Here is a 19,136-nt window from a genome sequence, read left to right as displayed (position 1 = left end):
CAATTAAAACTCTCTAAATATGATCGATTTAAAGAGTTTTAATTTATGATTTAAATAAATCTTGATATTAGCTATCGGTTATACGTCGTGTCATCCAGTAATGCTTCTTCCAATAACTTTCATACAAGCTTGAATAAGTTACACCTTTTGAACTTGAAGCATGTAAAAATTTACCATCAGTATAATAGATACCAACATGTAAACCACTACGGCTACGTCCTGTTTTAAAGAACACCAAATCGCCTGCTTTAGGAGTGTTCACCTTGATACCTAATTTAGCTTGCTCAGCAGCGCTTCTCGGCAAGTTTTTTGAAAGTTTGTTTTTGAAAAAGTTCATCACCAAAGCAGAACAATCACTACCGGCTAAAGTCGTACCACCGTACCGATACGGCGTATTTTGCCATTTTTTATAGTGAGATTCTATTTTAGCTAACATAGTTGGATTAGATTTTGTATTTATAACAGAAATTTGACCGTGGCTGGTACTACATCCAAATAACATAAACAGAGAAAAGATCAATGTGGTTATAAAAAAAAGTTTATTCATACTACTACTAAAGTTGCTGAGCAACGTTCCTAATAGTCGATTGTCTTTTTTTGTCATTTCTTTTTGTTCCTTTATTTAACGTCGACCAATGCGAATAACGTCTAGCTACCTTTAAACAGCTAGGTAACACACCTTTTTCCCAATCGGTTTTATCTAATTTAGATAACCTAACTGGGCTGGTGTCCGCATGGCTGCGATGATTTAAACTTTCTTTAAGGCGAATTAAACGCAAAGAAAGAAAACAAATAATAACATCATCAACACTTAATTTACTGTATCCAGAAAGATGATAACGCATTCTAGCACCATAATGTTTTGCTGTTTGCATTAAACTACCCATCGCGGCACCAATTAATGTAGCTGAGCCGAGCGAAAGCCCTCCGGTTGCTAAGTCAATACTAGCACCAATCGTTGCACCTGACACAAAGCCTTTAGTTAAATGAATACCCATCGCTTTTAGTGCATCAACATTAAAAAGGTCAGCCTTATAGCGACCTTTAATTAAAGGCAAACTTTCTTCGCTCTCTTGAGTTGAATCAAATTGATACAATTTTAGTAATTCGTTGATCACTATTTGTTCCCGCTTTCTAACTTTATTTTGCATAGCAGTAATTGCTTTTTTATCGTCTAATTTAGCCATTTCGTAAAAGGCGGTAACATCAACGAGCGTTTCAGCAATAATCCAATTAGCAGTTTGATTACGAGAATCACGAATTTGTGCGATTTTATCTAGCCAATTATCTAATATTTTTTTAGCAGGCTCAACCAGTAAAGCAAGGCTATGATACAAACGCTCCTCGCCGTCCAAGGATGGGAATACAGCATCAAACCTTATAATAGCATGAATCCCAATCCGTGAAAGCAAACTTTTCCATTCTTTTTCATTTTGATCATTATCAGCGATAAAATTTAAAACCGCTAATATAGGTTTATCACTATTGGATAAAATAGCTAATTCATCGTGATATTTGGCCAATACTGGTTCACGCACATCTATCACATAGATAGATGCATCGCTATTTAATATTTGTCTGATAACTTTAGCCTCTTGATTAAATGCGTTTTCGGCTTCTGGGCTTTGTAAAAAAAGTGTCAATCTATCAATGCCATCAAGTTTTGCGTTGGCGGGAAATAGGTGGTTAATGTAATCATACAGCGCTAAACTGTCTTCTAACCCTGGGGTATCATAAAAAACAATCGATTGATTATGATCTAGTGGTAATGTTATTGATTCAACATGTCTTGTGGTACCCGGACGATCGGACACATGACCAAAATGACTATTACGGATTAAAGTACGTAATAATGACGTTTTGCCAACATTTGCATGACCCACCACGGCTAATTTTAACGTTGATAGCATATTAAATATCCTCGATTAGCCAGTCAGGTTCAGCTAACTGAAAAGATAGCGATTGCCAATTATGGTACTGTTTGCCTTGATTAATAAACCAGATACGAGTTTGCTGTGATTTATTAATCAGCTGATTAATAAAATTCAATAACCCTCTATCAGGTGTTCTATCGGTATCAATTGCAATTAATAGTTTTTTGGCTGGTATTAATTGCAGATAATCTAACATGTTACCGCGCTGTTCACGAGTATTCAAAAAACCTAAAAAAGAAACAGATTCAGGAGAATGCCAACTTTCTTGTACATCTATGGCAACCAAAAATGCCCCCTCACCGTCTTCAATTGAATGTGTAGGCAAATGCCATTGGTAGCCATCATTACCCAATTTATCGGCATCTTCAATATTAACAAACAGTGGCTGTAATTGATTTGCTAATATTTGATAATCAGGATGCACAATATTTAGCTCAATTCGATGACAGCTAATCAGCCAATTAACACCACAAAATGCCATACATAAAAATCGTACTACTAATCCATAAACAATAAACACACCAAGCAACCAAACAGCCCATGATGAGCGTACATCGCCAGCGCTTAACGCATGTTCGCTTAGCTTTATAACTTCGTCTTTAGGGATTTCGAAACCAAATAACGACGGTAAATAACCTAAATAGTGAGTTAGTGCAATAACCGTATCCGAACTGAGCAAAGTAGTTTGCCATTCAAAACTATAATGTTTGGTTGAAAATAGTACAACTAATACCAATAATGCACTGCTTAAAATCACAGTCCAAAACAGATTAAGTACAAAACCGATGAGCCAACGAATGCGCACGCCAAACAGCTCAACAAACGCCGGTATAAGTTGCTGTACTGTCTTTTTTTGAGATAGTTTTTTAGCTAACCATAACCAACAATGAATCAATAAACTACCACCAAAATTAGCAAAAAATAAGAACGAACTCAACCAAATAGATAGTGTAATTAGATGCACACCTAATAAACTAAAAAGTGCCCAATACAGGTTGATAGGATTTTGACTTAACGCCCCCAACGCTAAAGAGCTACCCAAAAAAATAGATAATACTAGCAATAATGCAAACGATAGCTTTACCGATCGCAATAGTATTTTTTGCGCCAAATATAGCCCATTTTGTTTAGACAACATAGTTGCTCGCATCACAATTCGATCTGTGAGCGGTATTTGTTCTACTCTTACTTGTCGGTTGATGTCTTGGTCAGCAAACCGCCCAGATTTGGTTTCAATTAAATGAATCGTTTCGGTCAGCCAGAGTGATTTTAGCTTTTGTCGCATTAGACTCAATCTTCGCCATTATTCTCAATAAAATATAAAAGAAACGCGACCTAAGTCGCGTTAAAAAAATCAAGTTAATTACTGTGTTATTTCACCAATTTTGCTTAATAATGTTTGAATACGCTGTTGCCATGCTTGCTGATCTTGTTTTAGTTTTTCGTTTTCGTCGCGTAGCGCTTTCATTTCATCAGAACTCTCATTAATCAGTTGTTCCAACTCTTGATTACCTTGCTTTAATGTTGCGATCTCTTGTTGTAATGTATTGATAGTATTTACAGTATGTTGGATACGGCTTTCTAATTGATTTAGTATTTCTAATGACATATTTTTCCTCAAGCTTAATTTATTTGATGTATAATAGATAGCATTATAACCAATTCATTCTGAAATCAACACCTTTTTAAATCTTAAGTTGGAGAAAATTATGCGAAAACCTCTCGTTATGGGTAACTGGAAACTCAATGGTAGCCTCGATATGGCTAAAAACTTAGTCACAGGACTAAAAAATGAGCTATCAAACGACACAGCATGCGATATTGCAATTGCGCCTCCTGTGGTCTACCTTGATTTTGTAAAGCACCAATTAGGTGAATCTAATATTATTTTAGGTGCACAAGATGTGGGTGTTAATTTGTCGGGTGCTTTTACCGGTGAAGTATCAGTAGATATGTTAAAAGAAATTGGTGTGACTCATATTATCATTGGCCATTCTGAACGTCGCACTTATCACAAAGAATCTGATGAGTTTATTGCTAAAAAGTTTGGTGTAATTAAAGAGGCTGGTTTAGTGCCTGTATTATGTATTGGTGAAACCGAAGCTGAAAACGAAGCAGGTCAAACGCATTCTGTTTGCGCACGTCAAATTGATGCAGTAATTAAATCGATTGGCGTTCAAGCATTTAACGGGGCGGTTATTGCTTATGAGCCAATTTGGGCGATTGGAACTGGCAAATCAGCAACGCCAGTACAGGCACAAGCAGTTCACAAATTTATTCGTGATCATATCGCCAAACAAGATGCAAAAGTGGCTGAACAAGTAATCATTCAATATGGTGGTTCTGTTAATGATAAAAATGCAGCAGAACTATTTGCGCAACCAGACATTGATGGTGCATTAGTTGGTGGTGCATCATTAAAAGCTGACGCATTTGCAGCAATTGTTAAAGCAGCTGAAAAAGCTAAAAAATAAGTCAAAAACGTAATAAATTACAAAATAGCAAATAATAAAAAGACGCTTATTAGCGTCTTTTTATTATTGAAACTAATATTATTTTTTAGCTTTTGGCTGATAGCGTGATGGCCAAATTTGCTCAACAGGAACTTGCAAATAGTCAGAAATTATTCGCTCATACTTAGGACAATGCCGATATAATGCGTTTCTTAAAGTATCCGCCTGCAATCCGCTATCTCTTGAAAGCGCTCTTAAATTTCCGCCTCTAATTTTAATTTCGCCAACAACTCTAGATGCTGTCCAGTCTTGATCTTGCTCTCTCATTATGAGATCCTCTATTGGTTAAATTTTTTGTCATTGTAAAGATTATCGGTATTACAATGTTTATAAAGATAAAAAATTACCAACAAAGAATATCACACAAAAAAACGAATTAAAACATAAAAAAACAAAAAATATATGGAATGTAATAGAAAATGAATAAAAGCAAAGTAAAAAAGCAAGATGAGAAAGAAAAAACACGAATCTTGACTGATACAGGAGTAATTAACTTTAGGAATAGATTAAATCTAGTATTAGAAGGTATATCTGGCAATGCCTTCGCCAAAAAAGTCGGCATGTCAGAAGCGGTAATACGCGATTACCTATCGGGCAAAACCTATCCAGCATTAAATAGATTAGCCATTATTGCCCAAAAATGTGATGTCCCTATTGAGTGGTTAGCAACAGGAAAAGGAGAATGTCGATTATTACCAGACTCTGAAGGCCGTGGCTCAGTACATATTCCATTTCATCATATAAATGAAATGGGTAAATCATATTCCCAAATCAAATCAATTCCATTTGATGTTACTTTAATAAAACATCAAGGTTGCAACCACGAAGACTTAACCGCCGTATGGGCTAAAGGCGATAGCATGGAACCCACGATATCAAACCATGATATTCTTATTATCAATAAAGCGCATTACAAACCTATTGATGGCTATTTGTATGCTGTTGAATATGAAGATCAAATCAGTATTAAACGCATTCAGAATCAAGGAGCCAATTTAGCATTACTTTGTGATAATCCTAAGTATCCAGCCATCATTGGTGATAAGCACGGACCACAAGAGTTTAAAATTATTGGGCTTGTTGTTTACCTTTTAAAAGATCTTAACTAACGCTCATTTAACCTTTATATAATTACAGCTTTATAAACGCTGGTTTATAAAGCTATTTTAATCTGGTGCAATTTCATTTTTTTCTACGGCAATCAATACATTAAAAAATGGCAAAAAGTTTCAGAAATGTATACGTTTCAGTATAAAGCTAGTGTAAAATTAGTATAAAAAACAAATCAACACAGCAATCGTTGTCTGCATAACTTTATGCTTTTTCCGCTAATTATGTTAAAATTAGTGTCAAAATTTTTATTAATTTTATCTATTAATATAATAACTATGTCAAATATAAATACTCGAAAAAAAGTCGTTGTCGGCATGTCTGGCGGCGTGGATTCTTCTGTTTCAGCTTATTTATTGCAACAACAAGGATACGATGTTGTTGGATTATTTATGAAAAATTGGGAAGAAGACGATACAGAAGAATATTGTTCTGCTGCTGTTGACCTAGCGGATGCACAAGCAGTTTGTGATAAATTAAATATCAAATTACACACTGTTAACTTTGCTGCCGAATACTGGGACAACGTATTCGAACATTTTTTATCGGAATACAAAGCAGGGCGAACGCCAAATCCTGATATTTTATGTAATAAAGAAATTAAATTTAAGGCTTTTTTAGAATATGCGGCTGAAGATCTCAATGCTGACTTTATTGCCACAGGGCATTATGTTCGTAAACGTGAAACAGGCAATAAAGTTGAATTATTACGTGGGATCGACACTAACAAAGATCAGAGTTACTTTCTTTATACCCTAAGCGAAGCACAAGTAAGTCAAAGCTTATTTCCAGTTGGTGAACTTGAAAAAACTGAGGTACGCAAAATTGCGCAGCAACTTGGCTTAGCAACTGCCACTAAAAAAGACTCTACTGGCATCTGCTTTATTGGTGAACGTAAATTTAGCGACTTTTTAGCTCGATATTTACCTGCTCAAGCAGGTAATATTCGCACTGTTGATGGAAAGGTTATTGGTCAACATCAAGGTCTGATGTACCATACGTTAGGACAACGTAAAGGACTGGGTATTGGTGGCTTAAAACAAGCCGATGATACACCATGGTATGTAGTTGACAAAGATCTTATCAATAATGAATTAATTGTGGCACAAGGTCATGAGCATCCTGCGCTATTTTCCGAAGGACTAATTGCACAGCAACTCCATTGGGTCGACCGTAAAGTAGTAACCAAACCATTTAGTTGTACCGTAAAAACGCGCTATCGCCAACTAGATATCGCTTGTCAAGTTATCCCACTAGACGATGACAAAATCAAAGTCATTTTTGATAATCCTGTTGCGGCTGTTACGCCGGGTCAATCTGCCGTCTTTTATAAGGACGAAGTCTGCCTTGGTGGAGGTATTATAGAGGAACGGATTAAAAGCATTAAGGAGTGCTAGAGTGGATAATAAATATAATCATATTACTATTGCCCTTGCTGGTGCAGTGCAAAGCGCAATATTGGTGCCTCAACTTGCTAACACCGGGAGTTGCACTGCCACTCTGTATGAACAAACCATTAAAAGTGTGTTTAAAACCTCACCCAAAACAACGGATGATGTTTATGATGGCATTAAAAATATCAAAACAGGGTTACAAACGCTCATACAATTATTATCGTCAGAACAAAAAGAACAAGTCCAAATTATACGTTATCTGTTTGGTACGCTTAGTATTACAAGCAAATTATTAAAAAATAATGACGCATTAGATAAGATAGACCAGCGATTAAAACGCATTGCAGGACTTTATTCAGAGATGAATGATGAAACTGTTAGCGCTAATGTTGATGATCTGTCCTATTCATTAGCGGGAATTTATTCTGATATCATCAGCCCAATATCAACTAAAATTAAAGTGATTGGCAAAGTCGAATTTTTGCAAAACACATTAGTACAAGCAAAAGTAAGAACAGCACTTTTGGGGTGTGTTCGATCGTCCATATTATGGTATCAAGTTGGTGGCAATCGCTTTCAGTTTATTTTTAGCCGTAAACGCATTTGTAATGCTGCACAACAGCTATTAGACCAAATTAATCGAGCAATCTAATTTACACTTTATAACTGATATTTCAAATATAGTAACGGAGTTAAACCGATGGAATTATCTGCACTCACTGCCCTTTCGCCAATTGACGGACGTTATGGTAACAAAACAATAGAGCTACGCACTATTTTTAGCGAATATGGTTTATTAAAATACCGCGTTCAAGTCGAGATTTGTTGGTTACAAAAGTTAGCCTCGAACGCAGATATTTTAGAGGTTCCAACCTTAAGTCAAGCAGCTATTGATCACCTTAATCAAATTGTTGACCAATTTAGTGAGCAAGATGCAAATCGCATAAAAGAAATCGAAAAAACCACTAATCACGATGTCAAAGCGGTAGAATATTTTTTAAAAGAAAAAGTCAGCACCAATAAAGAATTACATGCGGTTAATGAATTTATCCATTTTGCCTGTACATCAGAAGATATTAACAATTTATCTTATGCGTTAATGCTAAAAACAGCTAGAGAAGATGTCTTAGTGCCATATTGGAATAAATTGATTGATAAAATTACTTCGCAGGCAAAAGCCTATCGTGATTTACCGTTACTTTCAAGAACGCACGGCCAACCCGCTACGCCATCAACTATCGGTAAAGAATTTGCCAATGTAGCCTACCGACTAAAACGTCAATTACAACAACTACAATCGGTTGAAATACTGGGTAAGATTAATGGAGCCACAGGCAATTATAATGCGCATATTGTAGCATATCCACATGTTAATTGGCATAAGTTTAGTGAGGATTTTGTTAGCTCACTAGGATTAAAATGGAATCCTTATACGACCCAAATCGAACCACACGACTATATTGCCGAGTTCTTTGATTGTATAGCGCGCTTTAATACCATTATGATTGACTTCGATCGTGATATTTGGGGATATATTTCATTAAATCACTTTAAGCAAAAAACCATTGCTGGCGAAATCGGCTCCTCAACGATGCCACACAAGGTTAACCCAATTGACTTTGAAAATTCAGAAGGCAACTTAGGAATTGCCAATGCAATCATGAACCATTTAGGTAGCAAATTACCAATTTCTCGCTGGCAACGCGATTTAACTGATTCAACAGTACTACGTAATCTAGGTGTAGGTATTGGTTATGCCATTATAGCTTACCAATCAACTTTAAAAGGCTTAAATAAACTTGAAGTCAATCAAGACTACTTACTTGAAGAACTGAATCGCAACTGGGAAGTATTAGCTGAACCCATTCAAACAGTAATGCGACGTTATGGCATTGAAAAGCCATACGAGAAGTTGAAAGAACTGACTCGTGGTAAACGAGTGGATGCAAAAGGTATACAAGAATTTATTGACTCGTTAAATCTGCCCGAAAGTGAAAAAACACGATTAAAGCAGTTAACACCGGCTAACTATGTTGGTTATGCTGTTAGCTTTGTTGATAATTTAGAATAACAACTTAAAATCAATCAGCCTAATATTGGTCACACTGTGTTAGGCAATATTGACTTTCATGTAATCGCATTAATCAATCTGATATGCAAGTTACGCGGTAATACAAATCACCTAAGCAAAAAAGAAAAATAGAGAAATCAATTGAACATTCGCATTGCAACACGTAAAAGCCCATTAGCACTATGGCAAGCAAATTTTGTTAAGAAACAACTTTTAGCTGCTCATCCAAATTTGACGGTGGAATTGATTCCCATGGTCACTAAAGGCGATGTATTGTTAGATAGTCCACTATCAAAAATTGGCGGCAAAGGACTGTTTGTTAAACAACTTGAGCAAGCCATATTAAATAACGAAGCAGACATTGCCGTTCACTCTATAAAAGATATTCCTGTCGCGTTTCCTGAAGGGCTAACACTCGCCACTATTTGTAAGCGTGATGATGTGCGTGATGCGTTTATCTCAAATACATATTTAAGTTTAGATGAGTTACCAAATGGTGCTGTAATTGGTACATCAAGCCTACGACGTCAATGTCAGTTACGGGAAAAATACCCCCATTTACAAATTAAAGATCTTCGTGGTAATGTTGGCACTCGCTTAGCTAAACTTGATAATAAAGAATATGATGCCATTATTTTAGCTGCAGTTGGCTTAAAACGTTTATCATTAGAAGATAGAATCAAGCAGTATATTGATACAAACTTAATTTTACCCGCTGTTGGACAAGGCGCAATTGGCATCGAAACTCGAACAGATGATAAACAAATCCTAGAGGTTCTTTCTGTGCTTGATGATAAAAATAGTCGAGTTTGTATCGAAGCCGAAAGAACAATGAATAAAGCCTTACAAGGTGGATGCCAAGTGCCCATTGCTTGTTATAGCCAATTAAATAATGATGTCTTATCATTACAAGGTCTTGTTGGGCGCATTGACGGTTCTAAAATAGTCAAAGTTGCACTAACAGGTGATATAACTGAACCCGAAATGTTAGGGAAAGAATTAGCAAAACGTTTATTAGATCAAGGTGCAAAAGCAATATTACAGGAATTAAATGGCGGATGATTTATGTTACTAGACCCTCTCCAGAGGGTGAAAAACTCACCCAATTATTTAACCAAGCAAACCTGCCTGCACAGCATCTTCCATTTTTTAATATGTCACAAGGCAATGATCTACTCAATTTACAAGAGCAACTAAATCAACTTTTACCCAACGATATTGTCATCGTTGTGTCGCCACAAGTTACACATGTTATTAACGCTTACCTTCCCAATTTAATACTACCGGATAATATTCGTTATTATGCGATAGGTAAAAAGTCGGCAAAATTATTTAACCAATTTACCACTACAAAAGTCAATTATCCTGACAAAGAAAACAGCGAAGGACTATTAGCAAAACTTCAACAAGAACCGATTCAAAACCACACTATTTTAATTTTATGCGGTAATTCAGGTCGGCAATTATTAACGCAAACGCTAGAAAATCGAAAAGTCAAAGTAAAATCAATTGTTTGTTACTGCCGCGAATCGATTCCCTATCTGCCAAATATCTTATCTAGTAATATTAAAAAACAAATAATCATTATTACTAGCCTAGAACACCTAATCCAGCTTGAATTATATAGCAATCTTGAACATAAAACGCAGGCTAATCTTGTTGTAACCAGTCAACGAATCTTTGTAAAAGCCAAACAACTCAAATGGCAAAAAATTCTACTGGTCAATAGCGCAAATAATCAAAATCTTTTTAATGCGGTAACGATAAACTATCGTCATACCCAATAATTTAAATAAATTAGATGGTATATCATAGTTGATCAGTAAGACAATAATTAAAATTTATTTAAAACAATGTTAACTCTATGTCATAATGCCAATATAAATTTCTAACACATCTAGATGAGGTCATTTATGCCACCAAAATATTATGGTGCCAATGCAACACTTTCAACAATAAGCACAACTTCATTTAGTCAATCAACAATCACAGCGATTCAAAATGAAGTGAATAAGACTATGAAAGAAGATAAAAAAAATCCAGCAAACGCACAATCCAGCACAACAGTAGAATCTACAGCTCAGTCAAAAACTAATAATAGCAGTAACACCAATAACACAAACAACACGCCTGTTTCAAAACTATCGATTATTGCTATAGCATTAACCGTTTGCTTGGGGGGTTTTGGTTTTTATTATGGATACCAGCAAATTGAGAAGCAAAAAAAGACCATCTCAACCTTGCAAACTGAACTGGCCAATTTAAAACAAACAACTAAGCAAAGTATAACAACCGATTTGCAAAATAGTATTATCGAGGCTGCTAATAAACAAAATCAGCAATTTAACTTGTTAGAGCAACGTGTTAATCGAGAACTGGGTGATCAACAAAAATTACAACAACAATTAAGCAATCAAGTTAATGATGCATCAAAAATCACCGAGCAAAGCCTGCAAAACATCAATGAGCGCTTAGCGGCTATGTCAACTACCGATCATAATGTTTGGTTAATTTCACAAGCGAATTATTTAGTACATTTAGCAGGTCGAAAAATTTGGAATGACCAAGATTACACATCAGCCCGATTACTACTAAAAAGTGCCGATGAAAGTCTAGCCCAAGCTGATGACCCGAGTCTATTACCTGCACGACAAGCTATTAGTAAAGATATTAACTCACTCGCTCAAGTGAGCTTTATTGATACTGATGGTATTATTATGAATTTGATTGGTTTGTCTGAATCACTTACCGAATTACCATTAGTAGGTAATTACAAAGATCTTGATCTTGGCATGACCCAATATGCCGAAGATGCCACAAATACAGACGCCAATGTAACTAAAACAGAAAACGCTAGTGTAACAAATAACTACCAAACGAATACTAACAATATGACTGACGACGCTAACAATGACGTATCATCGGTCGGCGATTGGTCAGATAATTTGTTAAGCAATACCAAGACTTTTATGGATAAATTTATCACCATTGAAAAAATTGACGATAAAGATAACAACTTTAAAGCGTGCTTAGAACAAGCAGGCCAAGACGAAAAACAAATCGTCAAGTGCCAAATATTAAAAGCACCACTAAGTTTAGAACAATCACTTTACCTGCGAGAAAACATCCGCTTCCGCCTATTGATTGCAGCACAAGCGGTGCCAAGACATCAAGATCTTATTTACCAACGTGCGCTTAACGATACCGCAATTTGGGTTAATGCTTATTTTGATGGCAATGCACCAAGCGTTAAAGCGTTCATTAATGAACTCGAGAATTTACAAAGTCAATCAATCAGCAATCAAAATGTACCTGAAAACCTAACTAGCATTGGCAAGCTTGAAAAACTCATGCAAACCCGCGTTCGTTCAATGTTGACAAAATAGGAGAATAATGATGATAAAAATACTAATTATTTTCTTAGTGCTAGTGAGTGGATTCTTTCTTGGACCACTATTACAAGGACACCAAGGTTCAGCGGTATTTGAGTTTGCCAAGTATCGTGTCAGTATGTCGTTTAATTCATTTATGATACTTGAATTAATTGGCCTACTTTGCCTTTATTTAATTTATTGTTTTTTTAATAAAATTTTTAATTCTAAAACAGCATTTGGCAATTGGTTACGCTTAAAGTCACCTAAAAAATCGATAAAACGTATCGAACAAGCGCAAATCTTATTGCTAGAGGGTGATTATCAACAAGCCGCTAAACTATTCCTAAAAAGCGCTAAAGGAACAAAAAATACCGCCTTATCGTATTTACTTGCCGCGCAAGCCCAAATCGATAATGATGAATTAATTCCAGCCAACCAATCGCTAGAACAAGCTGCTAGAAGTTGCCAGCCTAAAGAGTTGTTTGCCTTTCAATTAGTGCAAATTAGATTGCAATTAAAAAACCGTGAATACACCGCCGCACGAATGACATTAGATCAGCTACTAAACGAAAAACCTCGTAATGCTGAAGTGCTTAAATTGGCTGATCAACTTTATTATGAAATAGGTGATTACCAAGCGATTATTGACCTATTGCCTGCAATGTATAAAGCTAAAGTGTATAGCGAATCGCAATTAGATCAATTTAAACAAGCAGCCTATATCGGTCGAATTAAGCAATTATCAACTAATAGTGATGCACAAACACTCGTAAAATGGTGGAACTCACAACCAAAAGCTATTTTGAATAATATTACTTATCAAAAAGCGATGGTCAATTATCTTAACCAACTAGGTGAAAATAGCCAAGCTGAAAAGCTATTAAAATCGATTAGTAAACTGGAACAAAAAGAAAGAACATAAAATGCATAAAAACAGGGTAATTGCCCTGTTTTATTTTAACTCACCATTCATTTTACAAATATAATCTTTAAAAATCAGTTAGCTATTGATATCAATCAAATCATAAAATAGCGAATTAACGCCATAGAACACATACCTGCAACCACAATGCACATTAAATTCTTAGTCACAAAGGCAACAATTGTGGTTGGAATTGTTGCTAAGCAATATTCTACGTTAAAATCAGGAAAATGCCCTTCTTTTTTCACAAATAGATTTTGTACTAATAGTGCTGTTAAAATACATAAAGGTACATACGACAAGAACCGAATCACAGCATTGGGCCACTGCAACTTTCGAATCAACACAAATGGAATAACTCTTGGCAACCAAGTCACTAGGCCACAACCTAACATGATATATAAGCTATAAGTTGTCATGCATCACTATCCATTGCTATGCCCATAAAACAACTGCCAAAAGTGCTGATTAAAATTGCCATTTCGGGTAACATAAAACGTATTAATATAATCAGCATAACTGCAACGGTTAACATGGCTAAAAGTCGATTTTTAAGAATTTTGCTTTTATCGCCAAGCAATTGGAAATAGCGCAAACCCACAAACATGGCAACTAAAGCATAATCTAGACCAAATTGAGTCGGGTCTAGCAACCACTCACCAATTAAAGCACCAAACAAGATAAAATCCAAGTAAGATAAGCAGTTAAATTAATACCATGCATCCAAGTGGCATAACCGGCACTTTATTGGTAATAGCATGCATTGCAACGGCAAAGCTTTCATCTGTCAATAAGCTACCAATATCAATATTATTTAACAAAGAGAATTTTCGAAAAGCGGGGCTGTTGCCATACTCATTAAAAAATGGCGTGAATTAACTAAAAAAAACAGTAAAAATAATGGCTGAAATGGGCGTTGCAACCATCATTAATCCAGTAATAATAAATTGTGCAGTCCCAGCATAAACAATGACAGCTAATAATGTCACTTCTAATACAGATAGATGAGCTGATTTACCTACTACACCGGCGGTAAATCCAATACCAATATAGCCAAGTAAAGTTGGAACACAAGCATAAACACCATCTTTAAATATTAAAGGCATCATAATTTCTTAACGATAACAAAATGTTACAATTTAATATTGGTTTATTGTAAATACGTAATAAGGCGTACTGATTGAGTTTATTATGTACTAATAACCTGAACACCAAATTAAACAGCTTAACTCACAATAAGCCACAATATATTGCCAAATTTTGCTATAATATCGCTTAACTAATATTAATGACAATCAAAAGAACGCAATAGCAATTAACGTGGCAAACATATCTATGTATACAGGAACTCTATTTATCATCTCTGCACCAAGCGGTGCGGGTAAATCAAGTCTTATTCAAGCTTATCTAACCCAAAAAAATCGGCATCAAGCCAAGGTATCCATTTCCCATACTACACGTAACCCTCGCCCAGGCGAAGTACATGGCGAACATTATTATTTTGTGGATCACAAACACTTTGAATCTTTAATTGAACAGCAGGCGTTTGTCGAATATGCTAACGTATTTGACAACTATTACGGTACATCTAAAGCCGAAATCGAACAAAGCCTATTGCAAGGAATTAATGTTTTTTTAGATATTGATTGGCAAGGTGCGCGGCAAGTACGCAAAAAAATGCCTCAAGCTAAAAGCATATTTATATTGCCACCTTCGCTAAAAGAACTTGAAAATCGCCTTGTTAAACGCGGTCAAGATGATAGTAGTGTGATTGAAAAACGAATGCAAAAAGCGCAAGCCGAAATTTTGCATTATAGCGAATATGACTATGTCATTATTAATGACGATTTTGATACCTCATTACACGCCTTAAGTGCAATTATTACCGCTGCTAGCCTAGAACAACCAAAGCAAGCTATCGTTAATAAGCAATTATTAAAAGATTTGTTAGGGGACTGATTCGAATTAAAATACAAAAAATATCGCTGATCTCTCGGCGATATTTTTTATGAAATAAATTAATGACCTAACGCTTTATCGGCCTGATCGTTTTGAATTAACTCTAACTTATAGCCATCAGGATCTTCAACGAAAGCAATAATAGTTGTGCCCCCTTTTACAGGCCCAGCTTCACGTGTTACTTTGCCTCCAGCTTGTTTTACATCATTACACATTTTAGCTACATCATCAACACCAATAGCAATATGACCAAACGCGGAACCATGATCGTATTTATCAGTATCCCAATTATAAGTTAATTCAATAACTGAACTGGTTGTTTCATCGCCATAACCCACAAAGGCTAATGAATATTTGTATTGTGTGTTTTCGCTAGTTCTTAACACTCGCATTCCCATTATACGAGTATAAAAATCGATTGAGCGCTGTAGATCGCCAACTCGGATCATAGTATGTAATATACGCATTGCTTTATTGTTCCTTATAACGATTAAGAATTGGGTTGAGTTTATACGTTAGTGTTTAGACAGGCAAATTTTTATTAAAGGTTTAGTGATTATGGATAAAAGGCAAGCAATCATGACTAACTCAGCTTAACACGTTACTATGAAGATGAGCGAAAGTTATAGGTAAATTAGGGGCAATATACCCCCAAGAAAATTAAAAATAAAAATTAAGTATTATTCTCTTGAACCGTTATCATAACGTGGCGAAGCGCTAATTTTTTTACCATTAGTGACTAAACGAACAGGTTGTCCAGCATAAAAATTGTTAGCCGAACCTTTTTGTATAATAACAATATTTGAGCCATTTTCTTGTTTAATTTCTAATTCAACTGCACTGGCTTGACTCGTTTTATCTTGAATAGCATCACCTAAAATTGCGCCACCAATAGCACCAGTAGCTACAGCTAATACTCGTCCAGTACCATCACCAATAGTATTACCTAAAACGCCACCTAAAACAGCACCACCTAAGCTACCTGCTACATTTTCACTCTTACCATTTGACGCATTAGCTTGAATTTTAACTGGTCGTACTGAAACAACTGTACCATAACTCACTTGTTGAACTTGTTTTGCTTGATCCGCGGTATAAACATCGCCAGAATAAAGATCACTATTACTACATCCAGATAAGATTGCAGCTAAAACAGCTAATGTTATGATTTTTTTCATGATTTATTCCTCATATAATATTCGTATAAACTTGTTATATATTATTCAGCATAATATCGTTTTGAAAAAACGACAATAGCATTTTCATTATTTTATCAATAGTCAATACAATTTATGTTTAAGTTGAGTTATACTCAGCACAATAGTTTATCAAGCATGCAATGAGTATATGAAACGGTTATTTTTTCAATTAATATTATCAGTTATGATAATTGACAGTCATGATGTAAATCAAACGCCATAAAAACACGATAATGCGTTTTTTGAAAAGACATCAAATGATTGTTTAAATAACCAAACGGCTAAAGACTCGCATTTTGACAAAATTCCTGCTTTAGGATGTCCCGTAAAATAATTTAATAGGCATATGTAAAATAATGAAAACTATCGAAATAGACGAAGAATTATACCAATTTATTGCAGGCCAAACTAAACACATTGGCGAAGATGCATCAAGCATATTACGACGTTTATTGAATATAAACCAGCCGGCATTGGCAAAACAACAAACTATCGCACAAAAAGGAAATCACTATCCCCTTTTTAATGACTTATTAACGAGTGACACCTTCACAAACGAAAAATCCATTATTAGTCGCTTTTTATTATTGCTTAGTGCTTTGTATAATTATAACCCTGCACTTTTTGCCATTGCCGCTACATCATTACATGGCAGCAAACGACAATATTTGGCCAAAGATAAACAATTACTTGAAACATCTGGCAAAAACACTAAGCCCCGCGAAATCATTGGCACGCCTTATTGGGTTATTAGTAACACTAATACTGCCAGAAAGCTGTATATTATTGAATCTATAATGAGTGACATGGGTATATCTGAAACCATGATAAATCAAGTCACCAATGCTTTTTTACCTTAACGGTTAAATAAAAAATATAAAGCTAAAAACGTGATATTCACTCAAGCAATTCATGTTTTTAGCCGTATAAAAATATTATTTTATGAAAAAGGAGTAAAAAATGGCCAAGCAAAACCGCGCAGGAATGTTAGCACAACCATCGGATCTTATTAACGTTGAAACATTACGCAATAATTATTACCAAATCCAACCTGATACGGATAATGCTAGCCAATTAGTTATTTTTGGCACATCAGGCCATCGAGGGAGTTCAAACAAAGGTACATTTAATGAGGCACATATCTTAGCCGTTGCCCAAGCGATTGCCGAATACCGCAAAACCAATAATATTACGGGTCCCTGCTTTATTGGACAAGACACCCATTCCCTATCAGAACTTGCACTAAAATCAGTGCTTGAAGTGTTTGCGGCTAACCAACAAACCGTAGTTATGGCGCATGATTGGGGCTATACACCAACGCCTGTCATTTCGCATGCTATTTTGACCTATAATCAGGGCAAACAATCACAACTGGCAGATGGCATTGTAATCACTCCATCGCATAACCCACCAGAAGATGGTGGTATAAAATATAACCCTATCAATGGCGGACCTGCGGATACAAACATCACCAAACAAATTGAAAACCGCGCTAACGAACTACTAAAAAACAAATTAAATGATGTGAAACGCATTACCTTAGATAAGGCTATAAATTCAAATTATATCCACAATAAAGAATACGAGACCGATTATATTAATGATCTTGAAAGCATCTTAGATCTGTCGCTTATCAAATCATCATCGATCAAAATTGGAGTTGATCCACTCGGTGGTGCAGGCATTACTTACTGGCCACGAATTGCCGAAAAATATGGTATTAACCTTGATATTGTCAATAATAATGTCGATCCAACCTTCAGCTTTATGCATCTAGATCATGACGAAGTGATTCGCATGGACTGCTCAAGCCGTTGGGCGATGGCAGGGCTATTAACATTAAAAGATCAATTTGATTTGGCTTTTGGCAATGACACTGACTTTGACCGTCATGGCATTGTAACGCCAAAAGGACTAATGAATCCAAATGCCTATCTTTCAACCTGTGTTAATTACTTGTTCCAAAACCGTCCACAATGGCACAAAAATATCGCGATTGGTAAAACGCTTGTCACAAGCTCGATGATTGACCGCGTGGCAAATAGCTTGAACAAACAGTACCTAGAATACCCAGTTGGCTTTAAATGGTATGCCGATGGGCTTTACCACGGCAAACTTGGTTTTGCAGGCGAAGAAAGCGCAGGCGCATCGTTTTTAAGAACTAACGGCAAAGTTTGGACAACCGATAAAGACGGTATTATTTTATGCCTACTTGCTGCCGAGATGACAGCTAAATTAGGTAAAAACCCACAAGAACAGTATCAAGAACTCGAAGCTAAATTTGGGGTTTCTTATTATGGACGAATTCAAGCACCGGCATCGTTTAGTGAAAAACAAAAACTAGCCAAACTTGATGCTAGTCAATTAACTACTGACAAACTCGCCGGCGAAAAGATCATCCAATGCCTAACGACTGCGCCAGCTAATAATGCGCCAATTGGTGGACTTAAAGTAATCACAGAAAATGGCTGGTTTGCCGCTCGCCCTTCAGGCACAGAAGATGCCTACAAAATTTATGCTGAAAGCTTTATAAGCAACAAGCATTTAAATACACTTCAACAAGAAGCGCAAGAAATTGTGGCAAAAGTGATTAAATAACCGCTCAAAACACAATAAATAACAGCAGCCATATGGTTGCTGTTATTAGGTTAGGTTGGTTT

At 35.8% G+C, this 19,136-nt stretch carries 20 protein-coding genes and 1 pseudogene; 12 read left to right on the top strand and 9 right to left on the bottom strand.

Annotated features, from left to right (window positions below):
• Nucleotides 1–67: 67 nt before the first annotated feature.
• From A9G23_RS00940 to zapB, 4 genes are all read right to left on the bottom strand, one after another.
• Nucleotides 68–604 (bottom strand): C40 family peptidase, encoded by a 537-nt coding sequence (locus A9G23_RS00940; RefSeq protein ID WP_081296884.1) that lies wholly within the window; start codon nt 602–604, stop codon nt 68–70.
• Nucleotides 555–1,910 carry a DUF3482 domain-containing protein gene (locus tag A9G23_RS00935; RefSeq protein WP_065585834.1) on the bottom strand — a complete coding sequence of 452 codons (1,356 nt, stop codon included), beginning with the start codon at nt 1,908–1,910 and terminating at the stop codon, nt 555–557. Before A9G23_RS00935 ends, A9G23_RS00940 begins: the two co-directional genes overlap by 50 nt.
• Before the next feature lies 1 nt (nt 1,911).
• Complete coding sequence (locus A9G23_RS00930; protein WP_065585833.1) at nt 1,912–3,219, bottom strand: DUF2868 domain-containing protein; 1,308 nt, start codon at nt 3,217–3,219, stop codon at nt 1,912–1,914.
• A 78-nt stretch (nt 3,220–3,297) separates the two neighbouring features.
• Nucleotides 3,298–3,543, bottom strand: coding sequence for a cell division protein ZapB (gene zapB, locus A9G23_RS00925; RefSeq protein ID WP_065585832.1), 246 nt, complete (start codon nt 3,541–3,543; stop codon nt 3,298–3,300).
• 100 nt (nt 3,544–3,643) lie between these two features.
• On the opposite strand from zapB, the gene tpiA reads away from it, so the two are divergent.
• Complete coding sequence (gene tpiA / locus A9G23_RS00920; protein ID WP_065585831.1) at nt 3,644–4,408, top strand: triose-phosphate isomerase; 765 nt, start codon at nt 3,644–3,646, stop codon at nt 4,406–4,408.
• Between the two features lie 78 nt (nt 4,409–4,486).
• On the opposite strand, the gene A9G23_RS00915 is transcribed toward tpiA, so the two are convergent.
• Entirely contained in the window at nt 4,487–4,714 is a 228-nt protein-coding gene (locus A9G23_RS00915) for a helix-turn-helix domain-containing protein (protein ID WP_065585830.1), read from the bottom strand.
• Nucleotides 4,715–4,866: 152 nt separating this feature from the next.
• Between A9G23_RS00915 and A9G23_RS00910 the strand changes: the two genes are divergently transcribed.
• The 8 genes from A9G23_RS00910 (at nt 4,867) to A9G23_RS00875 (ending at nt 13,318) form a co-directional block, all read left to right on the top strand.
• Nucleotides 4,867–5,556 carry a LexA family transcriptional regulator gene (locus tag A9G23_RS00910; protein WP_065585829.1) on the top strand — a complete coding sequence of 230 codons (690 nt, stop codon included), beginning with the start codon at nt 4,867–4,869 and terminating at the stop codon, nt 5,554–5,556.
• A 279-nt stretch (nt 5,557–5,835) separates the two neighbouring features.
• Nucleotides 5,836–6,954: a tRNA 2-thiouridine(34) synthase MnmA gene (mnmA, locus tag A9G23_RS00905; protein ID WP_065585883.1), complete on the top strand. Its 1,119-nt coding sequence runs from the start codon at nt 5,836–5,838 to the stop codon at nt 6,952–6,954.
• A 1-nt stretch (nt 6,955) separates the two neighbouring features.
• Entirely contained in the window at nt 6,956–7,603 is a 648-nt protein-coding gene (gene hflD / locus A9G23_RS00900; protein ID WP_065585828.1) for a high frequency lysogenization protein HflD, read from the top strand.
• A 48-nt stretch (nt 7,604–7,651) separates the two neighbouring features.
• Nucleotides 7,652–9,022, top strand: coding sequence for an adenylosuccinate lyase (purB, locus tag A9G23_RS00895; RefSeq protein WP_065585827.1), 1,371 nt, complete (start codon nt 7,652–7,654; stop codon nt 9,020–9,022).
• A gap of 141 nt (nt 9,023–9,163) precedes the next feature.
• Complete coding sequence (gene hemC, locus A9G23_RS00890; protein ID WP_065585826.1) at nt 9,164–10,084, top strand: hydroxymethylbilane synthase; 921 nt, start codon at nt 9,164–9,166, stop codon at nt 10,082–10,084.
• Complete coding sequence (locus tag A9G23_RS00885) at nt 10,081–10,809, top strand: uroporphyrinogen-III synthase (protein ID WP_065585825.1); 729 nt, start codon at nt 10,081–10,083, stop codon at nt 10,807–10,809. The genes hemC and A9G23_RS00885 overlap by 4 nt, the downstream gene beginning before the upstream one ends.
• Nucleotides 10,810–10,935: 126 nt before the next feature.
• On the top strand, nt 10,936–12,408 hold the full coding sequence (locus A9G23_RS00880; RefSeq protein ID WP_065585824.1) for a uroporphyrinogen-III C-methyltransferase: 1,473 nt from the start codon (nt 10,936–10,938) through the stop codon (nt 12,406–12,408).
• Nucleotides 12,409–12,418: 10 nt separating this feature from the next.
• Nucleotides 12,419–13,318 carry a heme biosynthesis HemY N-terminal domain-containing protein gene (locus A9G23_RS00875; RefSeq protein WP_065585823.1) on the top strand — a complete coding sequence of 300 codons (900 nt, stop codon included), beginning with the start codon at nt 12,419–12,421 and terminating at the stop codon, nt 13,316–13,318.
• A gap of 95 nt (nt 13,319–13,413) precedes the next feature.
• On the opposite strand, the gene A9G23_RS00870 is transcribed toward A9G23_RS00875, so the two are convergent.
• Both A9G23_RS00870 and A9G23_RS11790 read right to left on the bottom strand, forming a co-directional pair.
• A complete protein-coding gene (locus tag A9G23_RS00870) occupies nt 13,414–13,737 on the bottom strand; it encodes an AzlD domain-containing protein (RefSeq protein ID WP_065585822.1) in 324 nt (107 codons plus the stop codon).
• Nucleotides 13,734–14,427: pseudogene (locus A9G23_RS11790) on the bottom strand (AzlC family ABC transporter permease). Before A9G23_RS11790 ends, A9G23_RS00870 begins: the two are co-directional and overlap by 4 nt.
• Before the next feature lie 226 nt (nt 14,428–14,653).
• Here A9G23_RS11790 and gmk point away from each other — a divergent pair.
• Complete coding sequence (gmk, locus tag A9G23_RS00860; protein WP_065585821.1) at nt 14,654–15,277, top strand: guanylate kinase; 624 nt, start codon at nt 14,654–14,656, stop codon at nt 15,275–15,277.
• Between the two features lie 59 nt (nt 15,278–15,336).
• On the opposite strand, the gene gloA is transcribed toward gmk, so the two are convergent.
• A complete protein-coding gene (gloA, locus tag A9G23_RS00855; protein WP_065585820.1) occupies nt 15,337–15,744 on the bottom strand; it encodes a lactoylglutathione lyase in 408 nt (135 codons plus the stop codon).
• 213 nt (nt 15,745–15,957) lie between these two features.
• A complete protein-coding gene (locus A9G23_RS00850) occupies nt 15,958–16,458 on the bottom strand; it encodes a glycine zipper 2TM domain-containing protein (RefSeq protein ID WP_065585819.1) in 501 nt (166 codons plus the stop codon).
• A 374-nt stretch (nt 16,459–16,832) separates the two neighbouring features.
• Between A9G23_RS00850 and A9G23_RS00845 the strand changes: the two genes are divergently transcribed.
• Both A9G23_RS00845 and pgm read left to right on the top strand, forming a co-directional pair.
• Nucleotides 16,833–17,336 (top strand): hypothetical protein, encoded by a 504-nt coding sequence (locus A9G23_RS00845; protein WP_065585818.1) that lies wholly within the window; start codon nt 16,833–16,835, stop codon nt 17,334–17,336.
• A gap of 100 nt (nt 17,337–17,436) precedes the next feature.
• Nucleotides 17,437–19,074, top strand: a complete 1,638-nt coding sequence (gene pgm / locus A9G23_RS00840) for a phosphoglucomutase (alpha-D-glucose-1,6-bisphosphate-dependent) (protein WP_065585817.1) — start codon at nt 17,437–17,439, stop codon at nt 19,072–19,074.
• The last annotated feature ends 62 nt before the right edge of the window (nt 19,075–19,136 follow it).

Source organism: Gilliamella sp. App4-10 (assembly GCF_001690495.1).
In the GTDB taxonomy this organism is placed as follows: Bacteria; Pseudomonadota; Gammaproteobacteria; order Enterobacterales; family Orbaceae; genus Gilliamella; species Gilliamella apicola_G.
Note: the sequence above shows the minus strand (reverse complement) of the source record. Positions and strands in the feature narration are given on the sequence as shown.